The 15,705-nt window shown below is 63.8% G+C and carries 12 protein-coding genes; all 12 read right to left on the bottom strand.

Going from position 1 to position 15,705, the window contains the following annotated elements; translation table 11 throughout:
- Positions 1 to 83 precede the first annotated feature (83 nt).
- Positions 84 to 944, bottom strand: coding sequence for a zinc transporter ZupT (gene zupT, locus Q1K49_RS08480; RefSeq protein ID WP_300525034.1), 861 nt, complete (start codon positions 942 to 944; stop codon positions 84 to 86).
- Between the two features lie 80 nt (positions 945 to 1,024).
- The gene (locus Q1K49_RS08475; protein ID WP_300525032.1) at positions 1,025 to 2,965 is read right to left on the bottom strand and encodes a diguanylate cyclase; all 1,941 of its coding nucleotides are present in this window, start codon (positions 2,963 to 2,965) and stop codon (positions 1,025 to 1,027) included.
- Positions 2,966 to 4,054: 1,089 nt separating this feature from the next.
- Positions 4,055 to 4,579 (bottom strand): GNAT family N-acetyltransferase, encoded by a 525-nt coding sequence (locus Q1K49_RS08470; RefSeq protein ID WP_300525030.1) that lies wholly within the window; start codon positions 4,577 to 4,579, stop codon positions 4,055 to 4,057.
- 227 nt (positions 4,580 to 4,806) lie between these two features.
- Positions 4,807 to 5,685 carry a shikimate dehydrogenase gene (gene aroE, locus Q1K49_RS08465; protein ID WP_300525027.1) on the bottom strand — a complete coding sequence of 293 codons (879 nt, stop codon included), beginning with the start codon at positions 5,683 to 5,685 and terminating at the stop codon, positions 4,807 to 4,809.
- Between the two features lie 16 nt (positions 5,686 to 5,701).
- Complete coding sequence (locus tag Q1K49_RS08460) at positions 5,702 to 6,640, bottom strand: hydroxymethylglutaryl-CoA lyase (RefSeq protein ID WP_300525024.1); 939 nt, start codon at positions 6,638 to 6,640, stop codon at positions 5,702 to 5,704.
- Positions 6,641 to 6,968: 328 nt separating this feature from the next.
- Entirely contained in the window at positions 6,969 to 7,754 is a 786-nt protein-coding gene (aroD, locus tag Q1K49_RS08455) for a type I 3-dehydroquinate dehydratase (RefSeq protein WP_300525021.1), read from the bottom strand.
- 134 nt (positions 7,755 to 7,888) lie between these two features.
- Entirely contained in the window at positions 7,889 to 9,598 is a 1,710-nt protein-coding gene (gene aroB, locus Q1K49_RS08450; protein WP_300525019.1) for a 3-dehydroquinate synthase, read from the bottom strand.
- Positions 9,595 to 10,761, bottom strand: coding sequence for a chorismate synthase (gene aroC, locus Q1K49_RS08445; RefSeq protein WP_300525016.1), 1,167 nt, complete (start codon positions 10,759 to 10,761; stop codon positions 9,595 to 9,597). Before aroC ends, aroB begins: the two co-directional genes overlap by 4 nt.
- Positions 10,758 to 12,056 carry a 3-phosphoshikimate 1-carboxyvinyltransferase gene (gene aroA / locus Q1K49_RS08440; protein ID WP_300525013.1) on the bottom strand — a complete coding sequence of 433 codons (1,299 nt, stop codon included), beginning with the start codon at positions 12,054 to 12,056 and terminating at the stop codon, positions 10,758 to 10,760. Before aroA ends, aroC begins: the two co-directional genes overlap by 4 nt.
- Entirely contained in the window at positions 12,053 to 12,982 is a 930-nt protein-coding gene (locus tag Q1K49_RS08435; RefSeq protein ID WP_300525011.1) for a prephenate dehydrogenase/arogenate dehydrogenase family protein, read from the bottom strand. The genes aroA and Q1K49_RS08435 overlap by 4 nt, the downstream gene beginning before the upstream one ends.
- A 116-nt stretch (positions 12,983 to 13,098) precedes the next feature.
- Complete coding sequence (gene aroF, locus Q1K49_RS08430) at positions 13,099 to 14,196, bottom strand: 3-deoxy-7-phosphoheptulonate synthase (RefSeq protein WP_300525008.1); 1,098 nt, start codon at positions 14,194 to 14,196, stop codon at positions 13,099 to 13,101.
- Positions 14,197 to 15,228: 1,032 nt separating this feature from the next.
- Positions 15,229 to 15,657, bottom strand: coding sequence for an Hsp20/alpha crystallin family protein (locus Q1K49_RS08425; RefSeq protein WP_300525006.1), 429 nt, complete (start codon positions 15,655 to 15,657; stop codon positions 15,229 to 15,231).
- Positions 15,658 to 15,705: the final 48 nt, after the last annotated feature.

Here is a 15,705-nt window from a genome sequence, read left to right as displayed (position 1 = left end):
CTCCGTCGATGCGGTTGATGTCACGACGCAGGTCCGCGAGTTTTTCCCCGTCCACATCCGTCACCCCGTTCTTCCGTTTCCGCTCACTGCAGAAGCAGCAGGCTCAGTGCCATGACCCCCTTGCCGCCGAGCAATCCGTAGAGGGAGTCGTGTCCCTTTCCGTAGGCCCGCGACGCGGGAAGCAGTTCATCGAGAGAAATATACACCATGATGCCCGCTACACCTCCGAAGAGATACCCCATAAGTTCCTGGCTGATGAAGGGAAGGAGGAGCAGATATCCCACGAGGGCACCCACGGGCTCGGCGAGCCCGGAAAGGAGGGAGTAGAGAAAGGCCCTGCGGCGGTTGCCCGTGGCGTAGTAGATCGGCACGGAGACGCTGATGCCCTCGGGGATGTTGTGCAGCGCGATGGCGATGGCGATGGCCACGCCGAGGGTCGGGTCCTCCAGGGCGGCGAGAAAGGTGGCGAGCCCCTCGGGAAAGTTGTGGATGCCGATGGCGAGAGCACAGAAAAGTCCCATGCGGTGCAGGTCCACTTCTCCCTTGGGAGCGGCGGAGGGATGGGGGGCAAGGGTGCGCTCTCCCTTGGGATCAGGAGAAGCCTTGGCCATTCCCTTGGGCATGACGTCCGGCACTTCGTGGGGGTTTTCCGGTGCGGGAACGAAGCGGTCGATGGCGAGAATGAGGAGGATCCCGCCGAAGAAGGACGCCGCGGTGAGCCAGTTTCCCACCGTCTCGCCTCGGGCCGCGACGAGGGCTTCCGAGGCTTTGCCGAGAATTTCCGTGAAGGCCACGTAGAGCATGACCCCCGCGGAAAATCCCGTCGCCCAGGAGAGAAAGCGATAGTCTGTCCGTTTGGCGAAGAATGCGATGGCACTGCCGATTCCCGTGGAGAGACCGGCAAAAGCGGTGAGTCCGAAGGCAAGCCAGAAGGCGCTGTCCATGATCGTCGTCTCCCCTTTGCAGATGGGTGCGATGCGCAATGATTCCTGCATTGTACAACGGGGAGGGAAAAGCGGAAACGTTATTCTTTGGACTCTTCAGCCCGGAAAATCTCCTGGCGCTTCTCTGTTTCTCCGGGCTCTTCCGGAGACGTCCAGACATGAACGCCGTTCCTGCCGGAGGTCTTGGCACCGTAGAGAACGCCGTCCGCCCTGCGGTAGAAATGGCGTGCCGTGTCTCCTTTGCCGAGGAAGGGTGCCACGCCGATGCTCACGGTGAGATGCAGCGTGTGTCGTTCTCTTCCGGAATCGACGGAAAAGGCGTGTTGTCCCACGAGCCTGCGCAGGCGTTCCGCAGCGGCGAAGGCAAGGTCGCCCACCGTCTCGGGAAGAAGCACGCCGAACTCCTCGCCTCCGATGCGCCCCAGAAAATCCTCCTTTCTGATGCCCCGAAGAAGAACTCGGGCAAGCTCCCGGAGGACCCCGTCCCCCGCGTCGTGGCCGTAACGGTCGTTCACTTCCTTGAAGTGGTCCACGTCGAGGATCGCCAGGGAGAGCGAACTCCCGTGGCGGGCACTCCGGGCGATCTCCCGTTCGAGCGCCCCGAAGAAGGCCCGGCGGTTGGCAAGCCCGGTGAGTCCGTCCGTCGCGGCGAGGCGCAGCAACTTCTCCTCCGCCCTTTGTCGGGAGAGAGAGGTTCCCGCCATGTTCGTCACCGTTTCGAGAATGCCCGTGACCTCGGCATTCCAAAGACGCTCCCTCGAACCCGCAAAGACCATCGTTCCCCACCAGCGCTTCCCTTCCCGGAGAGGAAGCAGAAGCAGGGAGTCGTTCCCCGTGTTTGCGGGAAAAAGTTCCCGCCGCTCCCGAAGCACTGTCGCATCCTCCTGCCAAGGGCGACCTTCCGAGAGAGCTGCCACCCACTCCCGGGGAACTTCCCGGAGCAGCATCCTCCTGATCTGGGAAATGTGGGGAGTGGCAAGGGACAAGCCTGTTTCGGCAACGAGTTGAGCCGCATATCCTTCCCCCGTGTACCGTTGATTCCGGTACACGGCGACCCAGTTCACCTCCGAGAGGTCGCACAGACGCTCGCAGACACGGGAGAGCACCTCCTCACCTTCCCCGGGGGTGAGAAACAGACGGGCACAGTCCGAAAGAACCTTCTCGTAGGCGAGATGTCGTGCAGTGCGCTCTCCCGCTTTGCGGAGCGCCCTCTCCTTTCTTCCGAGAAGCACCACGCCTGCCGCCAGGAGAACGAGGAAGACGGCGGAACAGAGAAAGGCAATGAGAGCCCACTGGGGAAAGAACGTGAGTTCTTCGTCGTAGAACCATTGCCGTTGCCAACGGTAGTAGGGCGAGGTGGGAGAATCGAGCAGTTCCCGAAGATGCGCGTCCAGCGTGCGGAGGATGGCGGCGTTCTGCCCCTTTGTCGTTCCGAAATAGATGCGGGACGGGGCGAAGACGACGGGGCTCCGCCGAAGATCGTGGCGCCGCGCAAAGGGAAGGGCTGTGAGCTGCTCCGCCGCACAGACGTCCGCCTCCCCGCGCAGGAGCAGGTCGAAGGCTTCTTCCATGCCGGACGTCTCCAGAATGGTGCAGCGCAGGCCGAGTTGCTCCGTCAGGTAGCGGAGTTCGCTCACGGCGTAAAAGCCGCGCTGGATGGCCACGCTGCGGCCGTTGAGGTCCGCGTAGGTCAGCATCTGTACGCCCGGCCTGGTGAAAAAGGTGTACCAGGTGGCATGATGCTGCACAGTGCAGAAGTCGAAGAGCCTTTCCAGGCGCGGCGTGGGCGCCATGCTCAAAAGATCGAGCTCCCCCGCCTGCAGCATCTCCACCAGGTGGTCTCCCGGCGCCTCAGTAAACTCCAGACGCCACCCCTCCCGCTCTGCCACGTAACGGAGCAGGTCGACGAAGAACCCCTGATAGGCCCCCTGAGCATCCCGGAAAAAGAGAGGGGGGTGTTCCACCATACCGTACCGCACCACGGGCGAGGCGGAGGAAGTCACATCCGACAAAGGTCGCATGTCCAGGGCATTGCCCGCCGCCACCGTGCACAGGAAGAACAAAACGGACAGACAGAGCCCCACCGGGAATCGCCGTGCGAGTGAGCGGACAAAAGAGGGCACCCGGAGCGACGGGACAGGGAAGCGACGACGTAAAAAGCCCCCCACCGCTGACACAAAGTCTCCCGTCATGTTTTTCGATACGTTTTTCTCAAGCAACGATCCCGATACCCTCCATCAAAAAACGATTCGATTAAAGATTTCTTCACAATCAAAAAATACACCCGGGCGGAGGTTTTTCGCCCCTTCTCCGCTACGTCGGGCACACGCAGCGGTCTTCAACATGGCTGTGGCTGTATTTCCACTCCGTACACACGCAATCCCACCGGACGTCTCTTCCTGCCGCGCCGGTGCCGCTGCAAAGATCTGAGACACCACTGAAAAAGAATGCTCCTGGTAAATCTTCCTGGATTAATTTTTAGATTTCATTCCGATCGGTTATTGCGAAAGACAAAGAAGAGAATTCTCGCTATCTCAAATTCTTTCCAAGTATAATTTCTCGTCATTTTTGGAGCAATAGTCCGGAAGACTCATCGCAAGGACAAAGTTTTTGTCGCCTGATGCGATTTCATGCTGCTGAAGAACTTTCACGGATGTGCCGACCGATCTCTGCGTTTTTCTTCTCCGGAAACCGAGTCGCGGCATGTCGCATGTCATCGAAGGAAAGGATCCGCGCAGGCGGCGTGAGAAGAAAATTCCTGGGCGCCTGTTCGGGACACAGGCACAGGACGCCCCCGCGCAGGGGACGACGAAGGATGTCGCAGTCTTGTTCGGTTCATATCCGTTTGCGACTTGGATGGGTCAATTTTTCATGTCGCCGACGCATCAATTTCTGATATCGTCTGACAACTCCTGGACGCTTGTTCGGAATCGACACAAAAAGACCCCGCACGGGCGGTGAGAGAAGGCGGTCAATCGAGAAAAGAGATTGGAAGTGTCGTGAAAGGCTCTTCGACAAAGCGCTTTGAGGCGCCTTGAAACGTCTTGTTTCAGTCCGGATTGCCACGCGATGTCGAAGAAACGGGGCACATCCTGCCCGGGAAGAGCCTGTCACAGAGGTCTTTCGAGCACGGGGAGCACCCGGTCCTCCACCCCTTCGACGAAGGCGGGGATTTCGGCGACTCTCCGGCATCCCATCCTCTTGTAGAAACCCTCCGCGTGGGGATCCGCCACGACCCGGAGCCGAGTCGCCCCGGAGGCTTTGGCGAGATCAATGGTCCGCTCGAAGAGAAGACGCCCGAGACCGGTCCGCTGCCGCTCGGGAATGATCCAGAGATGATCCAGCTCGATCATGTCCTCCTCGTCGGTGGGGACGAGCACGCTGAAACCGAGAAGACACCTGTCCTCCGCGACGTAGTCCACGCAGGAGGACGGAACAGCGCCAGAGAGGGGTTCTTCCACGACGAGCGTGATATGGGCCTCGACGAAGGCCGCCGAGACGGTGAGTTCGGGGAGCCATCTCCGCAGTGTCTCCGCGCTGTAACCCCACGAGGCTTTGGCGGCCCGGGCGATACGGGAAAGAAGCGGTGCGTCGGAACCGCGCCCCGGACGAAACGACAAGGAATCGGACACCATCGGGAGCCCCCTTCGATGTGGGGTTTCTCCCGCCGATTGCAACGCCGGGAAAGCCCCGTTTTTTGCCGGACGACACGCACGCCCGGGATTTTTCGGGAGAAACGCAAACAGCAATGGAGCGTTCGTTCCTGCAGCGCGAAGAAGGTGCACCCGTCCTGCGGCGCCTACGTCGGCATGTCGCAGCGCGGAGCACGCACTTCGGCGCACTTTCACCGCACTCCCGAATGCTAGACCGTGCGGAAGTGCGCCCGGAAGACATCGCGCATGAGGTCCACATCCGGACGCCGGCCGAACCAGAGGGAGAACGCCTCCGCCGCCTGATGCAGGAACATGCCCTCGCCGCCGAGAGTGCGGCACCCCGCCGCAGCCGCCTCCGCAAGGAGCCGTGTCTCGGGAGGATTGTAGACCGCATCGCAGACGAACTGTCCCGGACGCAGCGACGCGGGATCGAAGGGAGAGGAACCTTCGAAGGCCCCCCGCATGCCCATCTTGGTGGTGTTCAGAAGAATGTCCACCTCGCGCACCGCCGCGGCGGGCACGGGTTTGCCTTCCAAAGGGTGCCAGACGCATTTCCCCGGATGGAACGCCTCCACCCTCTCCACGAGTCCCTTCGCTCTGGCCTCGTTGTTGTTGTACACCACGACCCGCTCCACACCTTCCCGGAGCAGGGCGAAGACAAGGGATTTCGCCGCGCCCCCGGCCCCTGCCACGAGAAGGCGCTTCCCCTCGGGGGATTCTCCGAAGGTCTCCTTGAAGGAACGGAGAAATCCCGTGCCGTCCGTGTTGTGTCCCACCAGCCCCGATGCGGTGACTACAATGGTGTTCACCGCGCCGCACTCGGCGGCACCGGTATCGAGCCGGTCCAGAAAGGGAATCACCGTCTCCTTGTAGGGCATGGTGACGTTGGCGCCGACGATGTGAAAAAGGGGCAGCACGGACAGGATGCGTCCAAGCGCCTCCGCGCCGTCGCTCTCCAGGGGGTAGTAGAGGCAGTCCCATTCCCATGCCCGGAACACCGCGTTGTGGAGCCGGGCCGACAGGGAATGCGCCAGGGGATTGCCGAAGAGCACGACGTATTTCGTAGCCGGAGTGGGACAGAAGGTCATGCGGTCCCTCTTTCCTTTATGCCGGACCGCAGCATGCAGTCTTTCCCGCGACGACCCTGGCCATGTGGCTGTTGAACGCCTCGGGGGCGAAACGGGCGAGTTCGAGGGCCGCACGGGAGAGCGTTTCCACATCCACTCCCGTGGAAATACCCATCCGCTCCAGCATGTTCACCAGATCCTCCGTGGCGATGTTTCCCGCGGCACCAGGCGCGAAGGGACATCCTCCAAAGCCGCCGAAGGAGGCCTCGAGGGAGTGGACGGGAAAGCGGAGCGCCGCGTAGACGTTGGCGAGCCCGAGTCCTCGTGTGTCGTGGAGATGAAGGCTCAACTCCAGACCTTCCGGAAGAACCGGGAGGATGTCCTCCCAGAAGGTCTCCATCTGGAGGGGGTCCGCCACGCCGATGGTGTCCGCGAAGATGATGCGGGTGACGCCCAGGTCGGCGGCGCGGTGCACCATGTCCGCCACGCGGGAGACGGGCTGAGGCCCCTCGAAGGGACATCCGAAGGTGGTGGCAAGGGAGAGGAGAATCCGCGGCGCCTTTTCGGCGGCGGCGTATTCTTCGGCGATCTTCGCCAGCTCCGCGAAGGATTCGTCCACGGTGCGCCGCACGTTCTCCCTGTTGTGGGTCTCGCTCACGGAGAGGACGAAATTCACCGCGTCCAGCTCCATCTCCAGGGCAGCCCGGGCACCGAAGGCGTTCGGAACGAGGGCCGTGAGCTGCAGCCCCTCCACCCGCTCCGCCTTGACCGCCGCCACGACCTCCCGGGCGTCCGCCATCTGGGGGATGGCCTTGGGACTCACGAAGGAGGTGACCTCCATCCTCCGGATTCCCGCGGCGAGAAGGGTTTTCACGAGGTCGATCTTCTTCTCCGTGGGAATGAACGTCTTGATGCTCTGAAACCCGTCACGGGGTCCCACCTCGACGAGCTGTACCGTTCTGTTGATCTCTTTCACGATTGCCCCACCTTTCCGGGAAGCGCACGATCTTCCCCGCTTCCGCCCTTCTTTTTCTCCACGTTCGCTTGTACGCTCACTTTTACGTTCAATGCGCGACGTCGGATATCCTCTTCATCTTTAGGAAGCTCTGAAAAATGCCGCGTCAATCTCGGAAAAACGCGATGCGATCTGCAATCGAGAGAGGGTGAATCCTACTCGATCAGAGCTTCCTTATAGAATATAGAAGTGTGGAGTGTCGCTTCAAACGCAACAGAGACGGAGCCGGCTCCAGAGCGACCTCCGCCGGCTTCGTTCCGTACGCTTTCCGAGAGGAGGAATTGCCGCGTCAGGCGGAATCTTCCGGGGACAGCAGCACATCGTTCACCCCGCGGAGTGCCGCCAGAGGAATCTGCCCCGGCGCGGAAGCGGCGGTCCCCACCGCAAAAGTCAGATCGGAGCCGCAGAGCCATCCCATGACGCGGCTCGCCGCGCCGAGTTTTCCCATGGACACGGTAACGAGGGGTGTCTCGGGAAAGAGGCGTCGTGCCTCCAGGGTCGCCGCGAGAAGCGTGAGCACGTCCTCGGGGCGCTGCGGCATGACCGCCACCTTGGCCACATCCGCTCCCGCCTCCACCTGGGCGGCGACGGTGGCGAGAAGCACCTCCCGGGAGGGCGTTCCCTCGAAATCGTGGAAGGAGACGACGAGAAAAATCCCCCGCTCCGCGGCGCGGCGCTTCAGCGCTGCAAGGCGCTCCCGACCGCAGGAGAGCTCCAGATCCACGAAGTCCACGAGCCGTTCTTCCACGGCCGCATGGAAGAGGCGAATTCGGGCGTCCTCGCCGACGGGGCGGAAGCCTCCCTCGGCGGCACTCCTGCAGGTGAAAAGGAGCGGAAGATGTTCCACACTCTCCCGAAGACGGGCCAGAAGTGCCATCGCCTCGCCGGTCCGCTCCGCGCATTCCCAGGCATCCGCCCGCACCTCCAGAAGATCCGGCGCGGCGGCGGCAACGGTCCGTGCTTCCTCCAGAACGCCCTCCGGCGTTCTCCCCACGAGGGGCACGCACACAAGAGGGCGCTCCCCTCCCAGAACCTTGCCCCTTGCCGTCAGGGATCTCGTGGGCATCACGCGCATTTCCCGTTCCTCCCTCTCTCGGACATACGATACCACAGCGTGGAAAACGGCGAAGCACCCCCGGAAGGACACTTCGCCGTCCACGCGTGCGGCAACGAAACACCTACGACGGTCCATCCGTGTCCCGGAGCCGGTCAGGAGGACGCGACGGAGCCTCTTCCTCCGGAAACGGTCTCGTAGGCCCGCCGCAACTCTTCGAGGGAACATTCCTCCAGGGTGCACGTTCCCTTTTCCCGGGGAAGCACCAGAAGAGGAACACCTCTGCGGAATTTCTTGTCCCGGGCGAGAAAGGGAAGCAGTTCCTCCCAGGAGCGGTCAGGGCGATCCGGGAGTCCGAAGAAGCGAAGCAGTTCCGCCACGGTCTCCGCAAAGGCGGTACTGCAGGTCCCGCGCCGTTGTCCCATCTCCAGGGCGACCACGAGCCCCGCCGCAACGGCGTCGCCGTGACGCCAGGCATACTCGGAGGCGCCCTCCAGGGCATGTCCCACGGTGTGCCCCAGGTTCAGCCGGGCCCGAACGCCCGAGGTCTCTTTCTCGTCCTCGGCCACCACGGCGGTCTTGAGCAGAGCGCACTTCCGCACAAGACGGACGAGAGTCTCGGGATCGCGCCGGGAGATCGCCTCCCGCTTCTCCGAGAGCTCCCCGAGGAAGCCCTGGTCCTCGCCGACGCCGTACTTGACGACCTCGGCCAAACCCTGGCGGAAGTCCTCGTCGGGGAGCGTCCGCAGCGTGGCCACATCCATGACGGTCGCCACGGGAGGATAGAAGGCGCCCACAAGATTCTTGCCCTGGGAAAGGTTCACCCCCACCTTGCCTCCCAGGCTGCTGTCCACCATGGCGAGCAGCGTGGTGGGACACTGGAGAAAGGAAACTCCCCGGAGCCAGGTGGCGGCGGCGAAACCCGCCGCATCCCCCACGGTGCCGCCGCCGAGGGCGGCGATGCAGTCACCCCGGTCGATCCCGGCCTCCGCAAGGGCATCGTAGAGCGACCGCACCTGGTCCAGGGTTTTCGCCTCCTCCCCCCGGGGAAGGAGGTGCAGTCCCCGCAAGGGTCTCACGCGGTCTCCGAAGAGAGGGCCGACAAGGTGATCGCTCACCACGAAGGGCCCCTCGGACGGAAGAGTCGGAACCAGCTCGGAAAGCCGGGAGAGGAGCCCCTCTCCCACGAAGACCCTGGCGGGCTCTCCGTCGTGCGCTCCGGAAACGGTCTTCCGGCACGTCTCGCGCTCCCTTCCGGAAAGAGCGTTCTTTTCGCAAATTCCCTTTTCCTCGAGAAGGTGCAGAAGGACCGTCGCCACCTCCGAGGGGGTGCGTTCCTCCGTGTCCACCGTCACGTGTCCCGACGCATAGGCCTCCGCCCGGGAGGCGAGAAGCGCCTCCGCTCTTTCCGGGTCAAGCAAAGGACGCGATTGGGACGAGCCCGCCCGAAAGAGCGCCGTGGACGCCGAGACGGAGAGCATGGCCAGAAAGCCCCGCTCCAGGAGCAGGGAGCGTAGTTCGCGATTCGTCGGCACGCCCCCGCCGAGGGCCACCACGACGTTTCGCAGCGGCAGAAGTTCCTTCACCACCTCCGCTTCGAACGCGCGAAACACCGGCTCGCCCCGGCGGGCGAAAAGTTCCGCCACGGAGAGCCCGGCCCGGCGCTCCACCAGATCGTCCGTGTCCAGAAAGGGAACGCCGAGGTGTTCCGCAAGAAGGCGCCCCACCGTGGTCTTGCCCGAGGCCATGAATCCGCCGAGAAAGACGGGGCAGGAGAACCCCGGACGACCCGCAGCGGCGGCAGGATCGGCATGGACCGTTCCCCGGGACGTCTCCGGAGGTGTCTCCGTCCGTTCCTTCTTCACAGAAGCCACCTCGCGGCCCGCTCCCGATGGGCGGCCACCCGTTCCCGCAGCTCCTCCATCGTGTCGCCGCCGAACTGTTCCAGTATCGCCGACGCCAGAACCCAGGCGGCCATGTTCTCCGCCACCACGCAGGCCGCCGGAACGGCACAGACGTCACTGCGCTCCGCGTGGGCCGAAGCGGGCTTTTTTGTCTCCACATCGTAGGAGCGCAGGGGCTTCACCAGGGTGGGAATGGGCTTCATGGCCGCCCGAAGGACAACCTCGCACCCGTTGGTCATGCCTCCCTCGATGCCCCCCGCACGGTTGGAGAGGCGCTCCCAGCGCCCGTCCCGGACGATGATCTCGTCGTGCACGGCACTCCCCTCCGCTCCGGCGGCGGCGAAACCATCGCCGATCTCCACTCCCTTGATACCGGGAACGGCAAGGAGGGCCGCGCCGAAACGTCCGTCCAGTCGCCGGTCCCATTCCACGCCGCTACCGATCCCGGCGGGAACGTTCCGGAGGGCGACCACGAAGGTTCCTCCAAGGCTGTCCCCGGCCTCCTTCGCGGCACGGATCCGTTCCTCGACGGCCTTTTCGTCCTCGGGAAAGGCACACCCCAGGGAGGAATTCCTCGCGGTACGCCATCCCTCGTCATCTTCGGGAAGCCGGACCAGGACCCCGCCGATGGCTTCCACAGCCCCGGCCACGTCCACGTCCAATTCCGCCAAAAGGCGCCGTGCCAGCGCTCCCGCGAGGGTGCGGGGAGCGGTGGTGCGTGCGCTGGCGCGTTCGAGAACGTTGCGGAACTCCTCATGCCCGTACTTCACAGCCCCCGCAAGGTCGGCGTGCCCGGGGCGAGGGGCGGTGATGCGCCGCACCCCGGCCGCCTCGGGATCGTTGTGCCAAGGACCGAGGGCGGCCTCCCAGAGAGCGGCCTCGGCGTTGTCCAGGGACAACCCGACGGGAGCCCCCGTGGTACGCCCGTTTCGGAGCCCTCCCCAGACCTGCACGGCGTCGCGCTCCAGCGCCATGCGCGGGCCGCGGCCGTAGCCGCGGCGGCGACGGGCGAGTTCGCCCTCCAGATCCTCAAGCGCGAGAGCAAGCCCCGCGGGGAGACCTTCCACGACGACGAGCAATCCCCGTCCGTGGGATTCGCCGCTGGTGAGGAAACGCAGGGTCATAAGACGGCACACTCCCGACAGACAAGAGTTTCCAAGGTCTCGAAAAAGGCGGGATAGGAAATGTCCACGCAGGCGGGATCGTCGATCTCCACCGGTCCCGTCGCGGCGAGCCCCGCCACGGCGAAGGCCATGGCGATGCGGTGATCTCCGAAACTACGCACCCGCCCTCCGGAAAGGCGCACCGGCCCCCGGAGGATCCATCCGTCCTCCAGCTCCTCCACATCCGCTCCGAGCGTCCTCAATCCCTCCGCCATGGCGGCGATGCGATCGCACTCCTTCACGCGAAGCTCCTTCGCGCCGCGAATCTCCGTGATCCCCTTCGCCTGAGTGGCCGCCACGGCGAGCACGGGCAGTTCGTCCACGAGGGAAGGAATTTCCTCGGAAAACACCTTCGTTCCTTCGAGAGAAGCACTCCGTACCAGGAGATCCCCCACGGGCTCCCCGCCGGAGCAGCCTTCCTCCGTCACCTCGATGGCGAGCCCCATGCGCCGGAGCACCGACAGCATTCCCGTCCGGGTCGGGTTGAGTCCGCACCCGGGAAGGCACACCTCCGAATCCGGAAGAATGGCCGCCGCCACGAGCCAGAACGCCGCGGCGGAGACATCCCCGGGGATGCGCCAAGTGCCCCCCCGCACCTCTTCGCAGGGAAAGATCGTGACGGCATCGTCCCGCCTGGTGCAGGGAACGCCGAGGAAGTCGAAAAGCCGTTCCGTGTGATCCCGCGTTCCAAGGGGTTCCACGACGGTGGTGGGTTCCGAGGCGGAGAGTCCCGAGAGCAGGAGGGCGGTCTTCACCTGAGCGCTCGCGATCTGCAGGCGATGTGTTCCTCCCGTAAGGCGCGTCCCCTTGATGCAGAGCGGCAGCGAGGCGCCTCCGGCGCGCCCGTCGATGCGGGCCCCCATGACCCGGAGAGGATCCACCACACGCCCCATGGGGCGCCGCCGCAGGCTCTCGTCTCCCGAGAGCACCGCGTAGAGGCCCGGAACTCCCGCCAAAAGGCCGCAGAGCGTTCTCGCCGTCGTTCCGGAGTTGCCCGCGTCGAGCACATCCCCGGGCTCCAGGAACGCCTCGTTTCGGGCGATGTGTACCGTCCCCGGATCGCAGCGACGGACCGTCACCCCCATCTTCTCCAGACAGGCAAGCGTGGACGCGCAATCCGCACCTCCGGAGAAATTCGCCACCGTCACACCCTCCACCGACAGAGCGCCGAGAAGAGCCGCCCGATGGGAGACGGATTTATCCCCGGGAAGCGTCACGGTCCCCTGGACGGAGTGAGCGGGAACGACGCACCTCATGCGGCCCTCCCCTTGTGGACCACCGTCACCAGACCGTCCCGGGCATTCGCGGCCTCGGCGAGAAGGGCTTCCAGATCCTTCTTCGGCAGGGCGAGCATCTCCTTCAGGGAGGTGATGAACCGCTCCGCCACACGCCGGATCTGGTCTCCGTTGGCATCCACCATGTCCGTCCCCAGCCAGGCCGGTCCGGACGCCACTCTCGTGGCGTCCCGAAACCCTCCGGCAGCCAGGGCGGCAAGGGCCGCGTGGGATTTCTCCTCCGCCTTCGCGGTAAGCACCATGGCCGCCGCCGTGAGAAGGGGGAGATGGCTCACCGTGGCGACGATGGCGTCGTGCTCGTCGGGATCCACCTGAACGGCCTCGGCACCGAGAAGAGGCGCGAGTTCCTCCGCTGCGGCCAGGGCCTCTTCGGAGGTCTCCGCAAAAGGCACCACCGCGCAGCAGGCCCCCTCGAAAAGATCCGGCGCGGCGTTGGCGATGCCGCCGTTTTCTTTTCCCGCCATGGGGTGGAACCCCACGTAACGGCTCCTCCAGGTTCCGCGGAGCAGCTCTCCCGGCTCCACCTTGGCGCTGGAGAGATCCATCACGACCCGGGGTCCCTCAAGGGGCTCCATCGGAGCCAGGTCCGGCCATTCGGAGAAACCGATTCCGGCGTTCCGCCGGAGCGCTCCAAGGACCCGACGATTCGCCTCCTCCAGGCAGCGCATGGGAACGGCAAAGATGAGAACATCCACACCGCGCAGCATGTCCTCCAGATGTTCCGGCACATGGGCGATACCCTTTCGGACCGCCTCGGCCCGCACCGCCGGATCCGCATCCCATCCGGAAACCTGCCGCACGCCTCCCGATCCCCCGAGGCGCAGCGCAAGAGATCCACCCAGAAGTCCCAACCCGAGAATACCCACATGTGCCTGTTTCATTCGCATTGCCGTGTCCTCCTTACGTTCTCGCTCCCTCGCGGACGCACCACTCCGCTCTCTGCGGCGAGCGTCCTCTCGTCCTCTCTCCGGCGCACGGTCCGCGCCGCTCTCTTTCCGCCTCGTCAGATCGCTCCCGATGCCACCGGCGTCGCCGGCGGCATCTCTCCGCACCCAGGGCGGGAGGTCGTTTCCAGGCCGTCCGCCCGGAGAACACTCCGACCGAGGGCGGAGAGCATTCCCTCGATCTGCCCCATGAGCGTCGCGAACTGGGCGGGATTGAGAGACTGGGGACCGTCGGAGAGTGCCTTGTCGGGATCGGAGTGCACCTCCACGATGAGACCGTCCGCCCCCGCCGCGAGAGCCGCGAGGGACATGGGTGCCACCAGGTGTCGGTGCCCCGTGCCGTGACTGGGATCCACCACCACGGGAAGATGGCTCAGAGACTTGACCACCGGGATGGCGGAGAGATCCAGCGTGTTCCGCGTGCGGGTCTCGAAGGTGCGGATGCCCCGCTCGCAGAGGATGACCCGGAAGTTGCCCCCCGCGAGGATGTACTCCGCCGCCTGGAGCCATTCGTCGATGGAGGCGGACATGCCTCGCTTGAGAAGGACCGGCTTGTCCACCTTGCCCAGTTCCTTGAGGAGGGAGTAGTTCTGCATGTTTCTGGTACCCACCTGAAAGATGTCCACGAAGGGAAGGAGCAGTCCCACCGATTCGGCCTCCATGACCTCCGTCACCAGGGGAAGCCCTGTCTCCTTCCGGGCCTCGCAGAGCAGGCGGATGCCCTCGTTGCCCATGCCCTGGAAGGAGTAGGGGTTAGACCGGGGCTTGAACGCTCCGCCCCGCAGAATCGCCGCGCCGGAGTCCTTCACGGCGAAAGCGGTCTCCAGGATCTGCTCCCGGCTCTCCACCGAGCAGGGACCGGCCATGACCACCGCACCGCTCCCGCCTACGGAGATCCCCGGTGCCACTTCCACGGGGCGGGTGCCGCTCCAGAGATCCCGGCTCGCCAGCGGGAAGGAACTTTTCGTCTCCACCACGCGACGCACCCGAGTATCGGCGGCGAGGCTCGCCATCTCCTCCACGCGGGCGTCCACGAGAATGAAGTACACGTCCTCGCAGGGAACGAGCCGAGCGTAGCACCCGCGCTCCTCCGCGCGCTGGATCATTCGTGCCATGTCTCCCTTGGGGCAGCTGCGGTCCACTTCCAGAATCATCATCGTTCGAGCACCTCCTCGAAAATCTCTCTCCCCCGAAGGGGAAAACGAAAAAGGCCGGATTCGGTGGGAACCCGAATCCGGCCTTGCCTTCTTTACCTCTTCCCGGTTGCTTTCGGAGGATCTTCGACGTTTCAGGCCGCCCGGCCCTTCCGTCCTCCTCCCGAGAATACACTTTCCGCCCCCGGTCTGCCGAATATCGGTGTTCCCAAATGCGAAGGGCCACTGGCGTAATACCGCCACTGGCCGCTGGTAAAGGAGAACACGTAATAATATCGGGAGTCAGGGAGAGAAGATACCGCACTCCGGAGGCACTGCGCGTCGTTCCCGGAAGAACTGTTCCTCTGCATGAACACTTCTCTGTTCTGAGAACGCATCGCCCTGCCTCCCTTCAGCTCGGATTTTTGTGTTGTGGAGCACTCTACACGCTTCTTCCGAACATGTCAAGTGGTTGTTGCGAAATTGTCATCCGGAGGCACCTCCTAGAATAAAGTTGTCACAACTGGGAGCAGAAATAGCCCGAAAAGTTGTGATGATAATAGGGGCATGCAGGTTGAGAGTCGCCGAGTGTAGCCTTGGGATGCGAATCTCATCAAGGAGTCTGGCGCCTCACCTCCTTCCATACCGCCGGCGGTCCTGAAAAAACCCGTCACACGGTTTCCGGATGGAGATACGGCACCCCTGAGGCCCTCCATACCTCGGACAAACGCGACAGCTCCGCGTTTCCAGTCCTTTTACGGAGCATTCTTTCGGGATTTCTCCAGAGGCAGCTCTTGCGATGACGGAGTATCCTCTATAGCGTCAACCTTCCACAAGAGGGGTTCGTCCCCCTGAACCCATAAAGCACAAGGACAGATTCGGCACAACCGCTGCGTGCCACTTCTTCCAATCCTTCCAAAGACACGAAAAGGCCGGGGGGCTCCCCCGGTCTTTTCGTGCGTGCCCCCGTCCGAACGAACCCGGAAACACCCGGTCCTTTCCGGAAGGCAAAGGGAGAGGGGCGATGCATGCCCCCTCTCCCGGAAAATTTCTCCATCACTCGTTTTTGATCTCCACGACTTTTCCCTCGTCCCGGCCCTTCCGGGCAAGGCGGATCGTCATGACACCGTTCTTCACGGAAGCTCTCACTTTTTCGGGATCCACCTCGGCGGGCATGGCGATGCTGTAGTTGATCTTCGTCGCCCGTTTCCGGCAGTGGTAGGTCCGTCCCTCGGGACACTCCTCCGCGACCTCCTGGCTCGACCGTACAAGAAGCCGATCAGCGAAGGCCCGGACCTCGATCTTCTCGGGATCGATTCCCGGCACATCCAGGGAAACCACCACTTCGCCGTTTTCCTCGTACATCTCCACCGGCAGGGACGTGTTCGCCGCGTTGAAGAGATCCGAAAAACTCCGGAAGAACTCGTCCACCTCGGGCATGAGACTCATGGACGCGGGCCTGGAATACCTCACAAGACTTCTCATTGTCGTTCCTCCTCCCTCGTTCCGATGTTCATCGTCGGAACATCGGTT

Origin of the sequence: Aminiphilus sp. (genome assembly GCF_029975095.1) — a bacterium.
GTDB lineage: Bacteria > Synergistota > Synergistia > Synergistales > Aminiphilaceae > Aminiphilus.
Note: the sequence above shows the minus strand (reverse complement) of the source record. Positions and strands in the feature narration are given on the sequence as shown.

What these genes read in the sequence shown, in the direction of transcription:
- zupT (WP_300525034.1), bottom strand. Translation starts at nt 944, where the DNA reads ATGGACAGCGCCTTCTGGCTTGCCTTCGGACTCACCGCTTTTGCCGGT.
- Q1K49_RS08475 (WP_300525032.1), bottom strand. Translation starts at nt 2,965, where the DNA reads ATGCGACCTTTGTCGGATGTGACTTCCTCCGCCTCGCCCGTGGTGCGG.
- Q1K49_RS08470 (WP_300525030.1), bottom strand. Translation starts at nt 4,579, where the DNA reads ATGGTGTCCGATTCCTTGTCGTTTCGTCCGGGGCGCGGTTCCGACGCA.
- aroE (WP_300525027.1), bottom strand. Translation starts at nt 5,685, where the DNA reads ATGACCTTCTGTCCCACTCCGGCTACGAAATACGTCGTGCTCTTCGGC.
- aroD (WP_300525021.1), bottom strand. Translation starts at nt 7,754, where the DNA reads ATGCGCGTGATGCCCACGAGATCCCTGACGGCAAGGGGCAAGGTTCTG.
- aroC (WP_300525016.1), bottom strand. Translation starts at nt 10,761, where the DNA reads ATGACCCTGCGTTTCCTCACCAGCGGCGAATCCCACGGACGGGGATTG.
- aroA (WP_300525013.1), bottom strand. Translation starts at nt 12,056, where the DNA reads ATGAGGTGCGTCGTTCCCGCTCACTCCGTCCAGGGGACCGTGACGCTT.
- Q1K49_RS08435 (WP_300525011.1), bottom strand. Translation starts at nt 12,982, where the DNA reads ATGCGAATGAAACAGGCACATGTGGGTATTCTCGGGTTGGGACTTCTG.
- aroF (WP_300525008.1), bottom strand. Translation starts at nt 14,196, where the DNA reads ATGATGATTCTGGAAGTGGACCGCAGCTGCCCCAAGGGAGACATGGCA.
- Q1K49_RS08425 (WP_300525006.1), bottom strand. Translation starts at nt 15,657, where the DNA reads ATGAGAAGTCTTGTGAGGTATTCCAGGCCCGCGTCCATGAGTCTCATG.